Genomic DNA, 16,654 nt, shown 5'->3' with positions numbered 1-16,654 from the left:
TTACGGGACGCAGATCCCTCAGGAGGATCCCATGGCCATCGCGCATATCCCCGCCACCAGGGCGACCGATTCGGTCGCGACCGTGCTCGTCACGGTCGGTGTCGTTCTTCTCGCACTGCTCACCCTCTACCTGGTCGGGTTCGACCAGGGCGCGATCTCGCGCGGCGGGATGTTCCTGCACGAGCTGATGCACGACGGACGGCATCTGCTGGGTGTTCCGTGCCACTGACGGGATCGCTGAAAACTCTGTTGTTGCGTGGTCTGCTGGCCGGTGTGATCGCCGGCCTGCTGGCCGCCACGGTCGGCCATTTCGTCGGGGGACCCCACGTCGACGCCGCGATCGCGCTCGAAGAGGCGATGGCGGCATCGGAAACGGCGGCCGACGGGCACTCGCACGGGGCCGAAGCCGGTCATTCCCACGGCGACGACGCGGCGCATTCCCACGGCGACGACGCGGTGGTGAGCCGGACCGGCCAGAAGTTCGGCCAGTTCCTGGCGCTCGGCCTCTACGGACTGGCGCTCGGGGCCATCTTCGGCGCGGTGGCGCATTACGCGCGCCGCTTCACCTCGCTGTCGGGTCCCGCACTGGGAATGCTCCTCGGTGTCAGCGGCTGGGCCGCGATCGCCGCGGTGCCGTTCTTCAAGTATCCGGCGAATCCCCCCGCGGTGGGCGACCCGGACACCATCGACGACCGCACTCTGCTGTGGGTGGCGGTGGTGCTGCTCGGCATCGCCGCGGTCGGGGCAGGCCTGTACGCGTTCAGAGTGCTGGCCGGGCAGCTGTCGACGGTCCGGTTGATCGGCGGCGTGCTCGCGTTCGTCGCCGTGACGACCGTCGGCTATGTGCTGTTGCCGGGCGTGGACGAGGTGTCCGCGGACTTCCCGCCGAGCCTGCTGTGGCAGTTCCGGGTGTCCTCGCTCGCGGTGTCGGCCACTCTGTGGGCGGCGCTCGGGCTCGGATTCGCGGCACTGACCGAGTTCTCGGACCGCACGCGAACTGCCGAACGCGAGCGTGTCGCCGCGGGATGAGCCCAATCCGTTCCCACGGTTGAGGGGGCGAGGGAGTATCTCCTTCGCGACGTGAGACCCCGGCCCGTACCTACGGACCGGGGAGAGACTGCCGAAAGAGGTGGTGCGAGCCGGCGCAGGCTCGCACCACCTTTCGTTTTCGTGCCCTCCGGGCCGAGTTACGGCACCAGCGCCAACTGGCGCGACTGCGCGACCAGAGCGCCTGTCGAGTCCCATATCTCTATCTATCTCGAAGTCTTCCTCGTGTTGACGTCCTCCCGGCCGTGAACGAACGACCGGGATTCCTCCCGCGGCAGGGTGTGCCGCTCCGGTGGGTTCCTGCTTCTGCGTCGACTGCCCGCCGGATTGCTCCGTTGAGGTCTTACACCGACTCGACAGGCGTTTCCCCTCTCGGCCCGCCCGGCCGCGAGAATATTCGTTGCCGCGTTCACATCGCGGTCATGGATCGTGCCGCACACGCACGTCCACTCCCGCACGTGCAGTGGCTTCTTCTGCCCGACCACCCCACACCTCGAGCACAGGCGGGAACCAGCGATCCACCTTGGCGAAGGTTCGCCCGTACCGGGCTGCCTTCTCCTCGAGCATGGTCGTGAACGTCGACCAGCCCGCATCGTGCACCGATTTCGCCAACCGGGTACGGGCCAGACCCTTCACGCACAAGTCCTCCACGAATATCGCTTGGTTCTCGCGAATGATCCGTGTCGACTGCTTGTGCGCCCAGTCCCGCCGCGCATCCGCCACCCTGGCATGCGCGCGAGCCACCTTCAGCCGAGCTTTCGCCCGGTTCTTCGACCCCTTCTCCTTACGCGACAGTGCTTGTTGAGCCTTACGTAACCGGCGCTCGGCTCGGCGCAGGAACTTCGGCGATTCGATCGTCTTCCCGTCCGACATCACCGCGAAGGTGGTCAACCCCAGGTCGATACCCACCTCGGCGTCCAACTCCGGCAACGGCTGCTCGTCGACCTGCACGACGAACGACGCGAAGTACCGGCCCGCCGCATCAACGATGACCGTGACCGACGACGGCTCCGACGGCAGATCCCGCGACCACGCCACCCGCACCTCACCGATCTTCGGCAACCGCAACTTCCCACCCGGCGTGACCGCGAACCGGGAGTTCTTCGTAAACCGGATCGCCTGCCGATGGTCCCGGCGGGACCGGAACCGAGGCACACCGACCCGCCCACCCTTCCGCTTCCCCGTCACCGACGCGAAGAAATTCCGGTACGCGGTATTCAAGTCGGCCAGCGCCTGCTGCAACACCACCGACGACACCTCACCCAGCCACGCCCGCTCCGGGGTCGCCTTGGCCGCGGTCAACCGTTGCGACAACTCCGCGTCACCGATCCGCTCACCCCGGCCGAACGCTTCCCGCCGGGCGGCGAGGGCATCGTTGTACACCACCCGCGCGCACCCGAACGCCCGTGCCAGCGCGACCTGCTGACCGGGCGTCGGGTAGACGCGGTAGCTGTACCGAAGCTGCACGCCCCGACATTATCATGCAGACACGTCAATTATGTTCCGCTACAACATGATCCACGTTACGGCCTACGGCACGCTCGGCCTGGAAAGCCCTCCCGCGTGGGCCTTCACCACCGCCCTGAAGGCGGTGCACCAGCCCACATTGGCCCCGATCCGCGCGATCGTCCGCCGGATCCTGAGCGCGCACGAACCGTTCCCCGCGCTGGCGGTGGACGGCGAGTGGACGATGCTCGACGCCAACGCGGGCGTGGGCGTCTTCCTCGTCGGCCTGGATCCCGCATTACTGACACCGCCGGTCAACGTGTTGCGCCTGACCCTGCACCCCGGCGGTCTCGCACCTCGGATCGTCAATCTCGGCCAGTGGCGCGGGCATGTTCTGAACCGTCTCGAGCGGCAGATCACTGCTACCGGCTCCCCGGCACTGGCCGAGCTGTACTCCGAACTCGCCGCCTACCCTGTCGACAGGGGCTTCGCGCTTGCATCCGTTCCGGACGCGGACGTGCCCGCCGTGCCGATGCGTCTACGGCACGACGGGCACGAACTGGCATTGCTCAGCGTCACCAGCGTGTTCGGCACGCCGCGCAATGTGACCACCGCCGAACTCGCCGTCGAATCGTTCTTCCCCGCCGACGCGGCCACCCGCACGGCGCTCACCGCGCTCGTGGGCTGACCCGCCGGGTTTCGGCAGATGCGCTGATCAGGCGAGCGCGGCGTCCAGGGCGATGTCGTCGACTCCGGCCAGTGCCTTGGACACCGGGCAACCGGCCTTGGCGGCCTCGGCGGCGGCCAGGAAGCCGTCGGCGTCCATGCCCTGTACCCGGCCGCGCACGGTCAGCTTGATGCCGCTGATGCGGAAGCCGCCCGCCGGATCGGGGCCGAGAGTGACGTCGGCGGTCACGTCGAGGCTCTCCGGGGTGCCGCCGTCGGTGGCGATCTGCGCCGAGAGCGCCATGGCATAGCAGGACGAGTGCGCGGCGGCGATCAGCTCCTCGGGGCTGGTGGTGCCGTCGGCATCGTCCGCGGCGCGCTTGGGGAACGATACGTCGTACTTGCCGACGCCGGAGCTGGCGAGCTCCACCTGACCGGAACCGTCCTGCAGACCACCGGACCAGGCGGTGCGCGCGGTACGTGTTGGCATCATTGTCCTTTCACGATGAGACCGAAATGCTGTTGGGCCGTACTCCTGCACGATCGAACCTACTCGCGTGCCGGATCGTGCGAGGCCGCTTCGCGACGGTCTCGGCCCGTCACGACAGGTCGTCGGCACCACCGCGCGATCGCGTCGACGACCCGAGCGGCCACAGTGGCGACACCGGCGCGCGGCGATTACTCGACGCGACCGACATCTCCGAGCGAGCGTGCACGCGACCGGGCTCAGCCGACGGCGGCCGCGGTGCGCTCCTCGAGCTGATCGAGCATCCTCGGCCAGACCTGCTCGTGCAGATCGCGTACCGCGGCGCTGGCGAATCCGCTGTGGCGCAGGCGCAGTCTGATGCCACGCGGCTGCTTCACCAGTTCGACGCGCACGACGGTCTCCGCGCCCTCGGTGGCGGCGGTGACCCAGGTGAACTCGACCTCGCGCGCCGGCACCAAGCGCAGGAAGCGGCCGTAGTGCGGATTGCGCTTGCCCTCGAACTCGGTCTCGAAATAGAACGGTTCACCGACTTCGGGCCGCATCCGCACCGAATCCGGCGCCGCCAGCCAGATGTCGAAACCCCGTGTGAGCGCGGCGAAAACCAGCGCGGTGGGCGCGGTCATCACCCGCTCCACGGACAGTTCGTGCGGGCGGGCGGACAGATCGGGAAGGCGAGTGGACTGGTCGACCATGCCCGGACCTTACCCGCCGAAATCACCGCATGACCGGAGCCTCGGCGGCATGGCCGAATAGGCTGCAGGGGTGACAGTGCCAGCCATAGCGAATCGGGACTCGATCGTGCGCGACTGCGCCATCGCGCTCATCGTCGCGATGATCCAGGTCGCGGGGGGTCGCGCGGTGAATGTGGGGCAGTCGGGGGTGCGTTCGCTGGACGTGCTCGGCTGCGTCCTGTTGCTGGCCGGGCCCATCGCCCTGGCGCTGCGGCAGGTCGAGCCTCTGGCCGTGCTGGTGGTGACACTGGCGGCCTGCGGGATCTATCTCGCGCTGGACTACGGCTACGGCCCGGTCTTCCTCTCGCCGGTGATCGCCTTTCTCACCGCCGCGGTCAACGGGTCACGCTGGTGGACTTATCCTTTCGCGCCGCTGAGCTTCCTGCTGTTCGTCTGGCCGCTGCCCGCGCTGCTGGGGCGGCCGGTCAGCGGCTGGATGGCGCTGGCCGTGCTGGGCTGGCTGGTGGTCGTGCTCGGCGCGGCCGAGGCGCTGCGGGTGCGCAAGCTCATCGCGCAATTGCGGGAGCGGCGTTTCGACGCGGCCAGGCGGGCCGAGCACGCCCAGCGCGAGCGGTTCGCCTGCGAGGAGCGGCTGCAGTCGGCACGCGAACTGCACGACGTTCTCGCACACAGCCTTTCGCTGATCAACGTGCAGTCCTCGGTGGCGCTGGAATTGTTCGAGCGCAAGCCGATGCAGGCGCGGTCGGCGCTGGCGGCGATCAAGAAGGCGAGCAAGGATTCGCTCGACGAGGTGCACGCGATGCTGCCGACCATCCGGCGCGGCCTGGTCTCCGGCCCTCTGGCCGACGACAAGACCGCCGATCCGGAGCGCCCGCGCCGCAGCGGGAAACGCGGCGGCGTCAGCGGCCGGCTCGGGATGGCGCCCACGTCCGCCCGCGCCGATCGCGACGGCACCCACACCACCCGCAGCGCACCCGCCGAACCCACGCCCACGCCGCCACCCCCGCCGCGACCGCCGGAGCCGAGCATCGCCGATCTGGACTCGGTGGTGCGCCGGGCCCGCTCCACCGGCCTGGCCGTGCAGATCAAAGTCGTGGGCACTCCGGTCAGCCTGCCCGAGGACATCGACACCGCGGCCGCCCGCATCGTCCAGGAATCGCTGACCAATGTCATCCGCCACGCGGCGGGCGCGACCGCCACGGTCAGCGTGCGCTACACCGCCGAGTCGGTGGACCTCACCATCGACAACAGTCGCCCGCTGGGCACCCTCACCCGGTCGCCCGGCGGCCGCAACGGCATCATCGCGATGCGTGAACGCGCCCACGCCCTCGGCGGCGCGCTGACGGCGGGCCCGCGGCCCAGCGGCGGCTACCGCGTCGCGGCGCGGCTGCCGGTCCGCCCCGCCACCGCCACACCCATTCTGAAGGCGGTCGAGGACCCGTCGGAACCCGAACCGGCTCCCGCCGACGCGGGCGCGCCGGAATAACCCTCCGAGCGGGTCGTCACCCGCCGACGCAGGGCATAGAGACATCTACCTCGCCGGGGCAGCCTGGTAGATCGCGCTCCAGTTCGCCGACCACGTGACGGCAGCGAGATGCGGTGGCACCGTCGCGAGGACTCCGGCCGTTCGCGATACCGATCTCACCGCGGCAGACCATCCGGCCGTGTGGAACGATCGAGGCCCGCTCCTGGCGGGAGCGGGCCTCGATGTCGTATCGCGGTACTGATTACTCGCCGGAGGCGGCCTCGGCGGGGCCCTCGGCGGCGCCGGTCAACACCACCTCGGGCTTGTCCTCGGCCTTGGTCAGCTTCGCCTTGCTGGTGAAAGTGAAGCGGGCGTCCTCGCCGGAGCCCTCGCCGTCCCAGCCGTCGACGTCGACCAGGATGGTCTGGCCGGGGCCGATCTCGCCGAAGAGGATCTTCTCCGACAGCTGGTCCTCGATCTCGCGCTGGATGGTCCTGCGCAGCGGCCGGGCACCGAGCACGGGGTCGAAGCCACGCTTGGCCAGCAGGTTCTTGGCGGTATCGGTGAGCTCGATCGCCATGTCCTTGTTCTTCAGCTGCGTGGCGACGCGGTTGATCATCAGGTCCACCATCTGGACGATCTGCTCGTTGGTGAGCTGGTGGAAGACGATCACATCGTCGATGCGGTTGAGGAACTCGGGCCGGAAGTGCTTCTTGAGCTCGTCGTTGACCTTGAGCTTCATCCGCTCGTAGTTCGAGCCGGCGTTGTTGCTCGCCGAGAAGCCCAGGCCGACCGCCTTGGAGATGTCCTGCGTGCCGAGGTTCGAGGTGAAGATCAGCACGGTGTTCTTGAAGTCGACCGTGCGACCCTGACCGTCGGTCAGGCGGCCGTCCTCGAGCACCTGCAGCAGGGTGTTGTAGATCTCCTGGTGCGCCTTCTCGATCTCGTCGAACAGCACCACCGAGAACGGCTTGCGGCGCACCTTCTCGGTGAGCTGGCCGCCCTCCTCGTAGCCGACGTAGCCCGGAGGGGCACCGAACAGGCGCGAGGCGGTGAAGCGGTCGTGGAACTCGCCCATGTCGATCTGGATGAGCGCGTCGTCGTCGCCGAACAGGAAGTTCGCCAGGGCCTTGGACAGCTCGGTCTTACCGACACCGGACGGGCCGGCGAAGATGAACGAGCCCGAGGGACGCTTGGGGTCCTTCAGACCGGCGCGGGTGCGGCGGATCGCCTTGGAGACGGCCTTGACGGCGTCCTCCTGGCCGATGATCCGCTTGTGCAGCTCGTCTTCCATGCGGAGCAGACGGGTGGTCTCCTCCTCGGTGAGCTTGAACACCGGGATGCCGGTCCAATTGGCCAGCACCTCCGCGATCTGCTCGTCGTCGACCTCGGCCACGACGTCCAGATCACCGGAACGCCACTGCTTCTCGCGCTCGGCGCGCTTGGCGACGAGCTGCTTCTCCTTGTCGCGCAGGCGCGCGGCCTTCTCGAAGTCCTGCGCGTCGATCGCGGACTCCTTCTCCCGGCGGGCGTCGGCGATCTTGTCGTCGAACTCGCGCAGGTCCGGCGGCGCGGTCATCCGGCGGATGCGCATGCGCGCGCCCGCCTCGTCGATGAGGTCGATCGCCTTGTCCGGCAGGAACCGGTCGTTGATGTACCGGTCGGCCAGGGTGGCGGCGGCGACCAGCGCGCCGTCGGTGATGGAGACCCGGTGGTGCGCCTCGTAGCGGTCGCGCAGACCCTTGAGGATGTTGATGGTGTGCTCGACGGTCGGCTCGCCCACCTGCACCGGCTGGAAGCGGCGTTCCAGGGCGGCGTCCTTCTCGATGTACTTGCGGTACTCGTCGAGGGTGGTGGCGCCGATCGTCTGGAGCTCACCGCGAGCCAGCTTCGGCTTGAGGATGGAGGCCGCGTCGATCGCGCCCTCGGCCGCGCCCGCGCCGACCAGCGTGTGCAGCTCGTCGATGAACAGGATGATGTCGCCGCGAGTGTTGATCTCCTTGAGCACCTTCTTCAGGCGCTCTTCGAAGTCACCGCGGTAGCGGCTGCCCGCGACCAGGGAACCCAGGTCGAGGGTGTAGAGCTGCTTGTCCTTGAGCGTCTCGGGGACCTCGCCGTTGACGATGGCCTGGGCCAGGCCCTCGACCACGGCGGTCTTGCCGACGCCGGGCTCGCCGATCAGCACCGGGTTGTTCTTGGTGCGGCGGCTCAGCACCTGCATGACGCGCTCGATCTCCTTCGAGCGGCCGATGACCGGATCGAGCTTGCCCTCCAGGGCGGCCTGGGTGAGGTTGCGGCCGAACTGGTCGAGCACCAGCGAAGTGGACGGGGTGCCCGTCTCGCCGCGGGTGCCGGACTCGACCGGCTCCTTGCCCTGGTACCCGGACAGCAGCTGGATGACCTGCTGACGGACCCGGTTCAGGTCGGCACCCAGCTTGACCAGCACCTGCGCCGCCACGCCCTCACCCTCGCGGATGAGGCCGAGCAGAATGTGCTCGGTGCCGATGTAGTTGTGGCCCAGCTGCAGCGCCTCGCGCAGGCTCAGCTCCAGCACCTTCTTGGCGCGCGGAGTGAACGGGATGTGCCCGGACGGAGCCTGCTGGCCCTGCCCGATGATCTCCTCGACCTGGCTGCGCACGCCCTCCAGCGAGATGCCGAGCGACTCCAGCGACTTGGCCGCGACACCTTCACCCTCATGGATCAGGCCAAGCAGGATGTGCTCGGTGCCGATGTAGTTGTGGTTGAGCATCCTGGCCTCTTCCTGGGCCAGGACAACGACGCGCCTCGCGCGGTCGGTGAACCTCTCGAACATCGCTCCCTCACTCTCCTGCTCAGACCTTCAGTGGCATCCGACACTCAGAGCTCTTCGGTCTGTCGGTCGTCAGCCTGCCATGAAGCCCGGGGGTTGTGGCCCCTGCCTCCACTCTAGTTGGCGGGGGTTCCGGCCGCCTGTGGTCCACCCTATTGGGAACCGGCGACAACATGGTCATTCACTCACAACGCGAGCGGTAGGCGAATCGTTTCCGTGGGGGTTTTGCCCAGAGCGAACACCTCTACACCCGCGAGGGCGGGCCGGGATCGCCCCGGCGAGCCGGGTCACAGATCGCGGTCGGAGATGATGCCGCTCTGCATGGCCAGGGCGGCCAGCCGCACCCGCTTCTGGTTCTGTGGCAGATTCTCCACCCCGAACTTGGCGAACAGCGCCCGCAGGTGGGTCTTGATGGCGTCGACGCTGAGGAACAGTTCCTCGGCGATCTGCTGGTTGGAGGCGGGCGTCGCGAACCCCGCACCGTTCTTGTACGGGCGGCACAGCGCGATGAGGACCGCCATCTGGGTCTCGGTGAGCGAGCGCAGGGTGGGGGTGCTGCCCGTCGCCACCCGGGTGATGTCCTCGGCGGGCGTGCCGAACTCGTGGAAGGACACCAGCGAGGTGCCGACCCGGATGCGATCTCCCGGCTGCAGCCGGTGCCTGCCGGTGAGCCGCTCGCCGTTGACGAACGTGCCGTTGCGGGAAAGGCCGTCGTCGACGATGGTCCAGTGCGTGCCCAGGTACTCGACCGCGGCGTGCAGCCGCGAGACCTCGGCATCCCAGCTCAGCGAGAGGTCGGCCTGCGGGGAACGGCCGATGGTGATGCGCTGACGCTCGGCGCTCAGCTCGAACTCCTGCTGCCGCCCGTTGTCGTCGACGTACCGCAACAACGAACCGACGAATGCTGTCACCGCGCCGCCACCTCATCTTTCCCACATCGCCTGCCGCTGGAGCGCACCGGGCGATCACCGACGAACCACCAGTGGAACGATCGCACAGATCGCCCGCGCCGCCCACCCCTGCCGAGGTCACGTGCCATCGGGCGGGCCGAAATATGTCTGTGTTCTGTCACGGGCACGCCACGTCTGTGGTCCGCGTTGTCCCGAGAACGCCTCGAGAACGCCTGCCATGAGCACGCCCTGTCGTGAACACACTGCCGCCCGGGTGTCGCACGATTCACCCGGGCGGCAGTGGGAAAAACCCGCTCTTCGTGTCAGCCCTTCGAAGCCTTGTTGTAGGCGTCGGTGATGTCGGCGGAGATGCGGCCGCGCGCGGAGACCTTGTGGCCATTGCGGCGCGCCCACTCACGAATTGCGGCGCTTTGTTCGCGATCGATCGATACGCGGCTCTTCGGTGCCGCGGCGCCACCGGAGACCGCCTTCGCGCGGCGACGGCCGCTCACCCGACGCGCATTGGAAACCCACTCTTCCAGCCCGTCACGCAGCTTCGCGGCATTGACCGACGACAGATCGATCTCGTACGACACTCCGTCGATCGCAAACTCGATGGTCTCGTCTGCGATGGACTCACCGTCGACATCGTCGATCAGGCTAACGGTGACCTTCTTTGCCATGAGCTGAACGTCCTCTCGAAATCGTGCGACCCGCGACTAGGCCGATTACCCGTGATAAGAATACCTTGAAGTCAAAAAATTCCAAGACGGGACCGGAGCAGCACTACCGAACTACTGCTGCTCTACTACTTCCGATCTACTACTGCGACTCAACGAGCAGCCGGGCGAACAATTGGGAACAGTATCGTTTCCCGGATTCCGAAACCGGTGAGCGCCATCAACAGGCGATCGATTCCCATACCGGTTCCGGTCGTCGGCGGCATACCGTACTCCATCGCCGCGAGGAACTCTTCGTCGAGGACCATTGCCTCCTCGTCTCCCTGAGCGGCGAGCCTGGCCTGGTCGACGAACCGCTCTCGCTGGACCACCGGATCGACGAGTTCGGAATAACCGGTGGCCAGCTCGAAGCCGCGCACGTACAGATCCCACTTCTCGGCCACGCCGGGCTTGCTGCGGTGTTGCCGAGTGAGCGGAGAAGTCTCCACCGGGAAGTCGCGCACGAAAGTCGGCGCGTACAGCTTGTCGCCGTACTGGTGTTCCCAGAGTTCTTCGACGAGTTTGCCGTGGCCGTAGCCCTTACCCTCCGGAATTTCCAGTCCGACATGCGCGGCGATCGATCGCAATTCCTCGACGGTCGTTTCCGGAGTCACCGGACGGCCCAGCGCCTCGGACAGTGACGGATACATCTCGACGGTCGACCACTCGCCGCCGAGGTCGTATTCGCTGCCGTCGGGAAGGGTTACCACCAGTGTGCCGAGCGCCTCCTGGGCGACTTCCTGGATCAATTCCCTGGTCATCGTCGCGGAGTCGTCGTAGGTGCCGTAGGCCTCGTAGGTTTCCAGCATCGCGAACTCCGGTGAATGCGTGGAATCGGCACCTTCGTTCCGGAAGTTCCGGTTGATCTCGAAGACCTTCTCCAGGCCGCCGACCACACAGCGCTTGAGGAACAACTCCGGCGCGATACGCAGGTACAGGTCCATATCGAGCGCGTTGGAATGGGTGATGAACGGCCGAGCCGCCGCACCGCCGTGCAGCGTCTGCAGCATCGGCGTCTCGACCTCGAGGAAGCCGCGGCGTTCGAGCGCGTTACGCAGCGCCCGCACCACCGCGACCCGCGTCCTGGCCATCTGCCTGGCCTCCGGGCGCACGATCAGATCCACATAACGCTGGCGGACGCGCGATTCCTCGTTCATCTCCTTGTGCGCCACCGGCAGCGGACGCAGCGACTTGGCCGCCATCGACCAGGAATCGGCCATGACGCTCAATTCGCCGGTGCGGGAAACGATCACCTCACCGTGCACGAACACGAAGTCGCCGAGGTCCACATCGGACTTCCAGGCCGCGAGCGCCTCGGCGCCGACCCCGTTGAGACTGATCATCGCCTGCAATTTGGTGCCGTCACCCTCCTGCAGAGTGGCGAAGCACAACTTGCCGGTATTGCGTACGAAGATGACGCGTCCGGCTACGCCGGCCTTTTCTCCGGTCTGGGTATCGGCGGGTAGGTCGGGATAGGCGGCCCGGATCTCGGCCAGGGTATGGGTGCGCGGCACGACCACGGGGTAGGCGTCCACGCCTTCGGCGAGCAACCGCGCACGCTTGTCCTGGCGAATCCGCATCTGCTCGGGCACGTCGGCGACGGGCTGGGCGGCGTTCTTCTTGCCTGCAGGCGCATTCGGGGTGCTCACATCGGGTAACCCTAGCGTGGCCCGCAAATCCGCCCGCGAGCGCCCGGACACCGCGCGAACAGGCCGGGAACGTCTCGCCGACCGCGCGCGCGAAGGCGAACGGTCGGCGTGGAATCCGGTTGCGAAAGATGTATTACAGCGACGCCAGGGACGCGACCTCGCGAGCGAAATGCGCGGTCCCCGCGGCGACGGTGAGCAGTCCGGCGGCCTTCAACGCCTGATAGCCGCCGACCAGATCGGTGGCCCGGTGCAGGCCGAGTTGCTGCAGCGAGGCGGCGGCCAAGCTCGAGGTGTATCCCTCCGAGCAGACCACGATCCATTCCACGTCGTGATCGGTGGCCAGCGCCAGTCGCGCGGAACTCGACGGATCCAGCCGCCATTCCAGGACATTGCGTTCGATGACCAAGGCGCCGGGCAGAGTCCCCTCGCGATCGCGCTGGGCTTGCGGGCGAATGTCCACCAGAATCGCGCCGCGGCCCAGAGCCTCGGGCAGCTGCCAGGCATAGATCCGGGTGAGGGCGGCTCGGGCGTGGTCGAGCATCTGGTCGATGGTCAGACGGCTCATCGGATATCACCTTCGGGCTCATCGGTGAGAACGGTGCGCGTGCGCCGCAGCGTGCCGTGACCGGTGACCTCGTAATAGGACATGGCGGTCAGTGGCGGCGAATACGCGTGCACGCTCAGGGTCGGTTCGGCGGTGTGCGATCCGATCGCCGCGGGGGCGCGCATCACCTCGTGCACCCAGCCGATCGGGAAGGCTGCCTGGTCACCCGCCGACAGTGTCCTGGCACGCAATTCCGTTCCATTCCAACGTAATTCCGACAGCGCGCCGCTGAGTACGGTCAACGCGCCGAGTGAGCCCGCGTGGTCGTGCAGCTCGGTGGTCTTCGATGGCGTCCAGCTGATCAGCCACACATCGACCTCGTCGTCGGCGTGGATCCGGGCGGACCAGCGTTCGTCGACGGGCAGGATGCCGCCCTCGGGCAGCAGGTGGTCGTAACGCCCGTCGAGCACGTCCTCGGCCCCCTCGTCGGTGATGCGCAGCAGGTCGGCGGGACGCAGCCGGGTGGGCAACGCGGGCGCGAGCGGGCGCTGCAGGCGAGGATCGTCGGGCAGGCGCGCGGTGGTGACACGACGAGGCGCAGCGATCAGCGGGGACGTCGGCGCGAGCGGGGCGACATCGGCGATCCGGGCGGCCGCCGTCGACGACAAGACGGTCGGTTCGGCGAGTGCCCGCGTGGGATCGGAAGAAGCGAGAACAGAGGAACGCATGAGCGATACTCCAGGAGGGTGAACGGTCGAGGGACTATCAGAAGTCGGCCTCGAACTGTCGGGGCCGGATCAGCCTCGACAACACTCCTGGGTGCGCACATGGTGGAACACGTCAGCGAGTGTAGCAGCGTCGTCCGGGAGGGCGACAGCCCCCGGAAAGTGATCTACGCCGCGGGCTACCGGCGCCGCGAGTGATCCACGCGCGTCGGTGCCGTCCACTTCCGCCGCCGGTCCTCGTCCCGGCACCTCTCACCCCTTGCGCCGCTGCAGGTTCCGCTCGTAGACCCGCAGCAGACCGGTCAGCGTGAGGTGCGGTTCGTGCTTGTCGATGGTCTCGGACTCGGGCACGATCAGCGGCGCGCTGCTGCCCGTGGCGACCACCGTGACATCCTCGCCCGCGAAAGCGTCGAACTCGTCGCGGATGCGGTCGATCAGCCCGTCGACCAGGCCGGCGAACCCGAACACCGCGCCCGACTGGATCGCCTCCACGGTGTTCTTGCCGACGACCGAGCGCGGCCGGGCCAGCTCCACCCGGCGCAGGCCCGCCTTCTCGATCAGCGCTTCCCCGGAGATGACGACGCCGGGAGCGATCACCCCGCCCAGGAACTCGCCCTTGGCCGAGACCAGGTCCACGGTGGTGGCGGTGCCGAAGTCGACGACGATCGCGGCGGCGCCGAACTGCTGGTGGGCGGCCAGCGCGTTGACGATGCGGTCCGCGCCGATCTCCTTCGGATTGTCGACCAACAGCGGGATGCCGGTCCGCACACCGGGTTCGACCAGCACGTGCGGCACGTGTGACCAGTACCGGTCCAGCATCGCGCGCAGTTCGTGCAGCACCGGCGGCACCGTGGACAGCGCGGCGACGCCGACCACCTCCTCCAGCGGCGCGCCGATCAGGCCGCGCAGCTGCATGGCGAACTCGTCGGCGGTCAGCAGCGGGTTGGTGTGCATGCGCCAGTGCCGGTGCAGGCGGGCGTGCGATCCGCTGCCCGTGAACAGGCCCAGCTCGATGCTGGTGTTGCGGACGTCGATGGTCAGCAGCATCGGTCCCCCGGTCGCGGCTCCCTCCGTCGCGGAGGAAGGATCGGGCATCAGACGAAGGTCAGCGCGCGCGGGGACGTCAGGCCGGACCCCTCCGGCGCGTGTGCCGGGTCGGCGCCCAGCTCGACGGCGCGGTTGCGCTCGTCGACGAAGACCACCTTGGGCTCGTACGCGGCGATCTCCTGCTCGTTCATCATTCCGTAGGCGATGAGGATCACCAGGTCACCGGGGTGCACGAGGTGCGCGGCGGCGCCGTTGATGCCGATCACGCCGGAACCGCGCTCGCCCGCGATGACATAGGTCTCCAGGCGGGCGCCGTTGTCGATGTCGACGATGCAGACCTGCTCGCCCTCGAGCAGATCGGCGGCGTCGAGCAGGTCCTGGTCCACCGTCACCGATCCCACGTAGTGCAGGTCCGCGTGGGTCACGGTGGCCCGGTGGATCTTGGACTTCATCATGGTGCGCAGCATCGTCGTCGCCTTTCTAGCGCGCGGGAGGAACGAGAGCGGAATCGGCGGGCACCGGGCGGGGTGCGGCGCCGTGGTTCGGGTGCCCGTCGATCGGGGCGCCGAGGGTGACGGCGATGTTGTCGATCAAACGCGTGGCGCCGACCTTGGCCGCCACCAGCAGGCGGGCATTGCCGGAGGCCGGGGCCGGGCCGAGCGTCGAAGAACGCAATTCCAGGTAGTCCAGGTCGATGCCCTCGGCGGCGTCGAGGACCGCGCGGGCCGCCGCGACCACGCCCTCGGCGCCCAGGCCGCCGGAGTGCGCGCCCGCCGACAGGGCGGCCGAGAGCGCCAGCGCCGTCTCGCGCTGGGCGTCGTCGAGGTAGCGGTTGCGCGAGGACAGGGCCAGCCCGTCGGCTTCGCGCACGGTCGGTACGGCCACGATCTTCACGTCGAAGTTCAGATCGCGCACCATCTGCCGGATCAGGGTGAGCTGCTGGTAGTCCTTCTCACCGAAGAACGCCTGGGTCGGGCGGGCGATCTGGAACAGCTTGGCGACCACGGTGAGCATGCCCGCGAAATGCGTGGGGCGGGTGAGGCCTTCGAGTTCGGCGCCGAGCGGGCCGGGGTGCACGGTCGTGCGCGGGCCGTCGGGGTACATGTCCGCGGGACTGGGCGCGAACACCAGCTCCACGCCCTCGGCGCGCAGCAGTTCCACATCGGCGTCCAGGGTGCGGGGGTACTTGTCGAGGTCCTCGCCCGCGCCGAACTGCAACGGATTGACGAAGATCGAGACGATGACGACCTGGTTGGTCCGCTTCGCCTGTCGGACGATCTCGAGGTGACCGTCGTGCAGGGCGCCCATGGTGGGGACGAGCGCGACGGTGCGCCCGACGCCGCGCAGCGCCTTGGCCACCGAGCCGAGCACCTCCGGATCGTGGTGCACGGTCAGCTCGCCGGGGCGATACGCGCCACGCAGTGCGGTGTTGATCATCGGCGTCCCTCCAGCAGGTCGATCAGGGCGGGGTCGGCGGCGGCCCGGCGGGCCGTGCGCAGCGACAGGGCGCGATAGGCCTGCGCCACGCCGGGATCGGCGGCGTCGAGCGCGTCCAGATGCGCCGCCACCGCCGCCGCGTCGCCCCTGGCCACCGGGCCGGTCAGGGCGGACTGGCCGCGGCGCAGGGCATTGTCCAGGGCAGCCGAGGCGAGCGGGGCGAGCAGGCGTTCGGCCAGGCCGCCGGGCTGGTCGTCGACGATCTGCTGGCCGAGCAGGCCGGGGCCGGCCAGCGATTCCCGCAGCGCCTGCACCGCGTCGAGCACCAGGGTCACCAGGTGATTGCTGCCGTGCGCGAGGGCGGCGTGGTAGAGCGTGCGATTCTCCTCGGCCACCCGGACCGGCTCGCCACCCATCTCGATCACCAGCGACTGCGCGACGGCGTAGCCGATGTCGTCGGCGGCGGTGACGCCGAAGCAGGCGTTGGCCAGGCGGCTGAGGTCTTCGTCGTGGCCGGTGAAGGTCATCGCCGGATGGATGGCCAGTGGGCGGGCACCCAGGGCGGTGAGCGGTTCCAGCACGGCGACGCCGTTCGCGCCGGAGGTGTGCGCCACCAGCGTGCCCGGTCGGACCACGCCCGCCGTCGCCAGGCCGCGGACCAGGCCGGGCAGCTCGGCGTCGGGGACGGCCAGGAGCAGCAGTTCGGCACGCGCGGCGACCTGCTCGACCGGCAGGATCTCCGAATCGGGCAGCCGGGTGCGCGCACGATGCTTGGAGGCATCGGAAATGGCGGCGACGCCGAACACCACGTGTCCGGCGCGTTCCAGAGCCGAGCCGAGAGCCGATCCGACGCGTCCCGCCGAGACGATTCCCACCGTCAGGCGTGCAGGCGCGGGGTCGAATCCCGACGCGGCGCTGTCGGAAGTCGGGCTTGCCGAGGTCAACGTTGTCCTCTCGATGTCGTTCCAGTCCCGCGCTGCGGGTACCGGACGTTTCGTGGTCGAGGATATCCGCCCGTCGTTTGCCAGAGC

General features: G+C 68.4%; 18 protein-coding genes. 4 read left to right on the top strand and 14 right to left on the bottom strand.

The genetic code is table 11. From position 1 onward, the window contains the following. The first annotated feature begins 31 nt into the window (after nucleotides 1-31). Both IU449_RS14700 and IU449_RS14695 read left to right on the top strand, forming a co-directional pair. A complete protein-coding gene (locus tag IU449_RS14700; protein ID WP_195002679.1) occupies nucleotides 32-229 on the top strand; it encodes a CbtB domain-containing protein in 198 nt (65 codons plus the stop codon). Then, nucleotides 220-1,029 carry a CbtA family protein gene (locus IU449_RS14695; RefSeq protein WP_195002678.1) on the top strand — a complete coding sequence of 270 codons (810 nt, stop codon included), beginning with the start codon at nucleotides 220-222 and terminating at the stop codon, nucleotides 1,027-1,029. The genes IU449_RS14700 and IU449_RS14695 overlap by 10 nt, the downstream gene beginning before the upstream one ends. A gap of 224 nt (nucleotides 1,030-1,253) precedes the next feature. Here the strand turns inward: IU449_RS14695 and IU449_RS29045 are convergent, their stop codons facing one another. Both IU449_RS29045 and IU449_RS14690 read right to left on the bottom strand, forming a co-directional pair. Further along, nucleotides 1,254-1,505, bottom strand: a complete 252-nt coding sequence (locus IU449_RS29045; protein ID WP_324188255.1) for a zinc ribbon domain-containing protein — start codon at nucleotides 1,503-1,505, stop codon at nucleotides 1,254-1,256. After that, nucleotides 1,468-2,514, bottom strand: coding sequence for a transposase (locus IU449_RS14690; protein WP_324188254.1), 1,047 nt, complete (start codon nucleotides 2,512-2,514; stop codon nucleotides 1,468-1,470). Before IU449_RS14690 ends, IU449_RS29045 begins: the two co-directional genes overlap by 38 nt. Nucleotides 2,515-2,560: 46 nt before the next feature. Here IU449_RS14690 and IU449_RS14685 point away from each other — a divergent pair, with 46 nt between their 5' ends. Further along, on the top strand, nucleotides 2,561-3,181 hold the full coding sequence (locus tag IU449_RS14685) for a transcriptional regulator (RefSeq protein WP_228804714.1): 621 nt from the start codon (nucleotides 2,561-2,563) through the stop codon (nucleotides 3,179-3,181). A 27-nt stretch (nucleotides 3,182-3,208) separates the two neighbouring features. Here the strand turns inward: IU449_RS14685 and IU449_RS14680 are convergent, their stop codons facing one another. After that, nucleotides 3,209-3,649 carry an OsmC family peroxiredoxin gene (locus IU449_RS14680; RefSeq protein ID WP_195002676.1) on the bottom strand — a complete coding sequence of 147 codons (441 nt, stop codon included), beginning with the start codon at nucleotides 3,647-3,649 and terminating at the stop codon, nucleotides 3,209-3,211. Between the two features lie 236 nt (nucleotides 3,650-3,885). Beyond that, complete coding sequence (locus IU449_RS14675) at nucleotides 3,886-4,338, bottom strand: SRPBCC family protein (RefSeq protein ID WP_195002675.1); 453 nt, start codon at nucleotides 4,336-4,338, stop codon at nucleotides 3,886-3,888. Between the two features lie 70 nt (nucleotides 4,339-4,408). On the opposite strand from IU449_RS14675, the gene IU449_RS14670 reads away from it, so the two are divergent. Next, nucleotides 4,409-5,824, top strand: coding sequence for a sensor histidine kinase (locus IU449_RS14670; RefSeq protein ID WP_195002674.1), 1,416 nt, complete (start codon nucleotides 4,409-4,411; stop codon nucleotides 5,822-5,824). Nucleotides 5,825-6,065: 241 nt separating this feature from the next. Here IU449_RS14670 and IU449_RS14665 read toward each other — a convergent pair whose 3' ends face one another. From IU449_RS14665 to IU449_RS14620, 10 genes are all read right to left on the bottom strand, one after another. Further along, nucleotides 6,066-8,615, bottom strand: coding sequence for an ATP-dependent Clp protease ATP-binding subunit (locus IU449_RS14665; RefSeq protein ID WP_195002673.1), 2,550 nt, complete (start codon nucleotides 8,613-8,615; stop codon nucleotides 6,066-6,068). A gap of 284 nt (nucleotides 8,616-8,899) precedes the next feature. Continuing rightward, the gene (locus IU449_RS14660) at nucleotides 8,900-9,523 is read right to left on the bottom strand and encodes an FHA domain-containing protein (RefSeq protein ID WP_195002672.1); all 624 of its coding nucleotides are present in this window, start codon (nucleotides 9,521-9,523) and stop codon (nucleotides 8,900-8,902) included. A gap of 302 nt (nucleotides 9,524-9,825) precedes the next feature. After that, nucleotides 9,826-10,185 carry a histone-like nucleoid-structuring protein Lsr2 gene (locus IU449_RS14655; protein WP_067858458.1) on the bottom strand — a complete coding sequence of 120 codons (360 nt, stop codon included), beginning with the start codon at nucleotides 10,183-10,185 and terminating at the stop codon, nucleotides 9,826-9,828. Between the two features lie 149 nt (nucleotides 10,186-10,334). Then, nucleotides 10,335-11,801 (bottom strand): lysine--tRNA ligase, encoded by a 1,467-nt coding sequence (gene lysS / locus IU449_RS14650; RefSeq protein WP_195003204.1) that lies wholly within the window; start codon nucleotides 11,799-11,801, stop codon nucleotides 10,335-10,337. Between the two features lie 202 nt (nucleotides 11,802-12,003). Beyond that, nucleotides 12,004-12,426, bottom strand: a complete 423-nt coding sequence (locus IU449_RS14645; RefSeq protein WP_195003203.1) for a rhodanese-like domain-containing protein — start codon at nucleotides 12,424-12,426, stop codon at nucleotides 12,004-12,006. A 5-nt stretch (nucleotides 12,427-12,431) separates the two neighbouring features. After that, entirely contained in the window at nucleotides 12,432-12,986 is a 555-nt protein-coding gene (locus IU449_RS14640; RefSeq protein WP_228804864.1) for a cysteine dioxygenase, read from the bottom strand. Nucleotides 12,987-13,391: 405 nt separating this feature from the next. After that, on the bottom strand, nucleotides 13,392-14,186 hold the full coding sequence (locus IU449_RS14635) for a type III pantothenate kinase (protein WP_195003202.1): 795 nt from the start codon (nucleotides 14,184-14,186) through the stop codon (nucleotides 13,392-13,394). Between the two features lie 47 nt (nucleotides 14,187-14,233). After that, complete coding sequence (gene panD, locus IU449_RS14630) at nucleotides 14,234-14,653, bottom strand: aspartate 1-decarboxylase (protein WP_067858451.1); 420 nt, start codon at nucleotides 14,651-14,653, stop codon at nucleotides 14,234-14,236. Between the two features lie 13 nt (nucleotides 14,654-14,666). After that, nucleotides 14,667-15,623, bottom strand: a complete 957-nt coding sequence (gene panC / locus IU449_RS14625) for a pantoate--beta-alanine ligase (RefSeq protein WP_195002670.1) — start codon at nucleotides 15,621-15,623, stop codon at nucleotides 14,667-14,669. Beyond that, nucleotides 15,620-16,567: a Rossmann-like and DUF2520 domain-containing protein gene (locus IU449_RS14620; RefSeq protein ID WP_195002669.1), complete on the bottom strand. Its 948-nt coding sequence runs from the start codon at nucleotides 16,565-16,567 to the stop codon at nucleotides 15,620-15,622. Before IU449_RS14620 ends, panC begins: the two co-directional genes overlap by 4 nt. Nucleotides 16,568-16,654: the final 87 nt, after the last annotated feature.

This window comes from Nocardia higoensis (genome assembly GCF_015477835.1).
Lineage (GTDB): Bacteria > Actinomycetota > Actinomycetes > Mycobacteriales > Mycobacteriaceae > Nocardia > Nocardia higoensis_A.
This window is presented reverse-complemented; position numbering and strand designations above follow the sequence as displayed.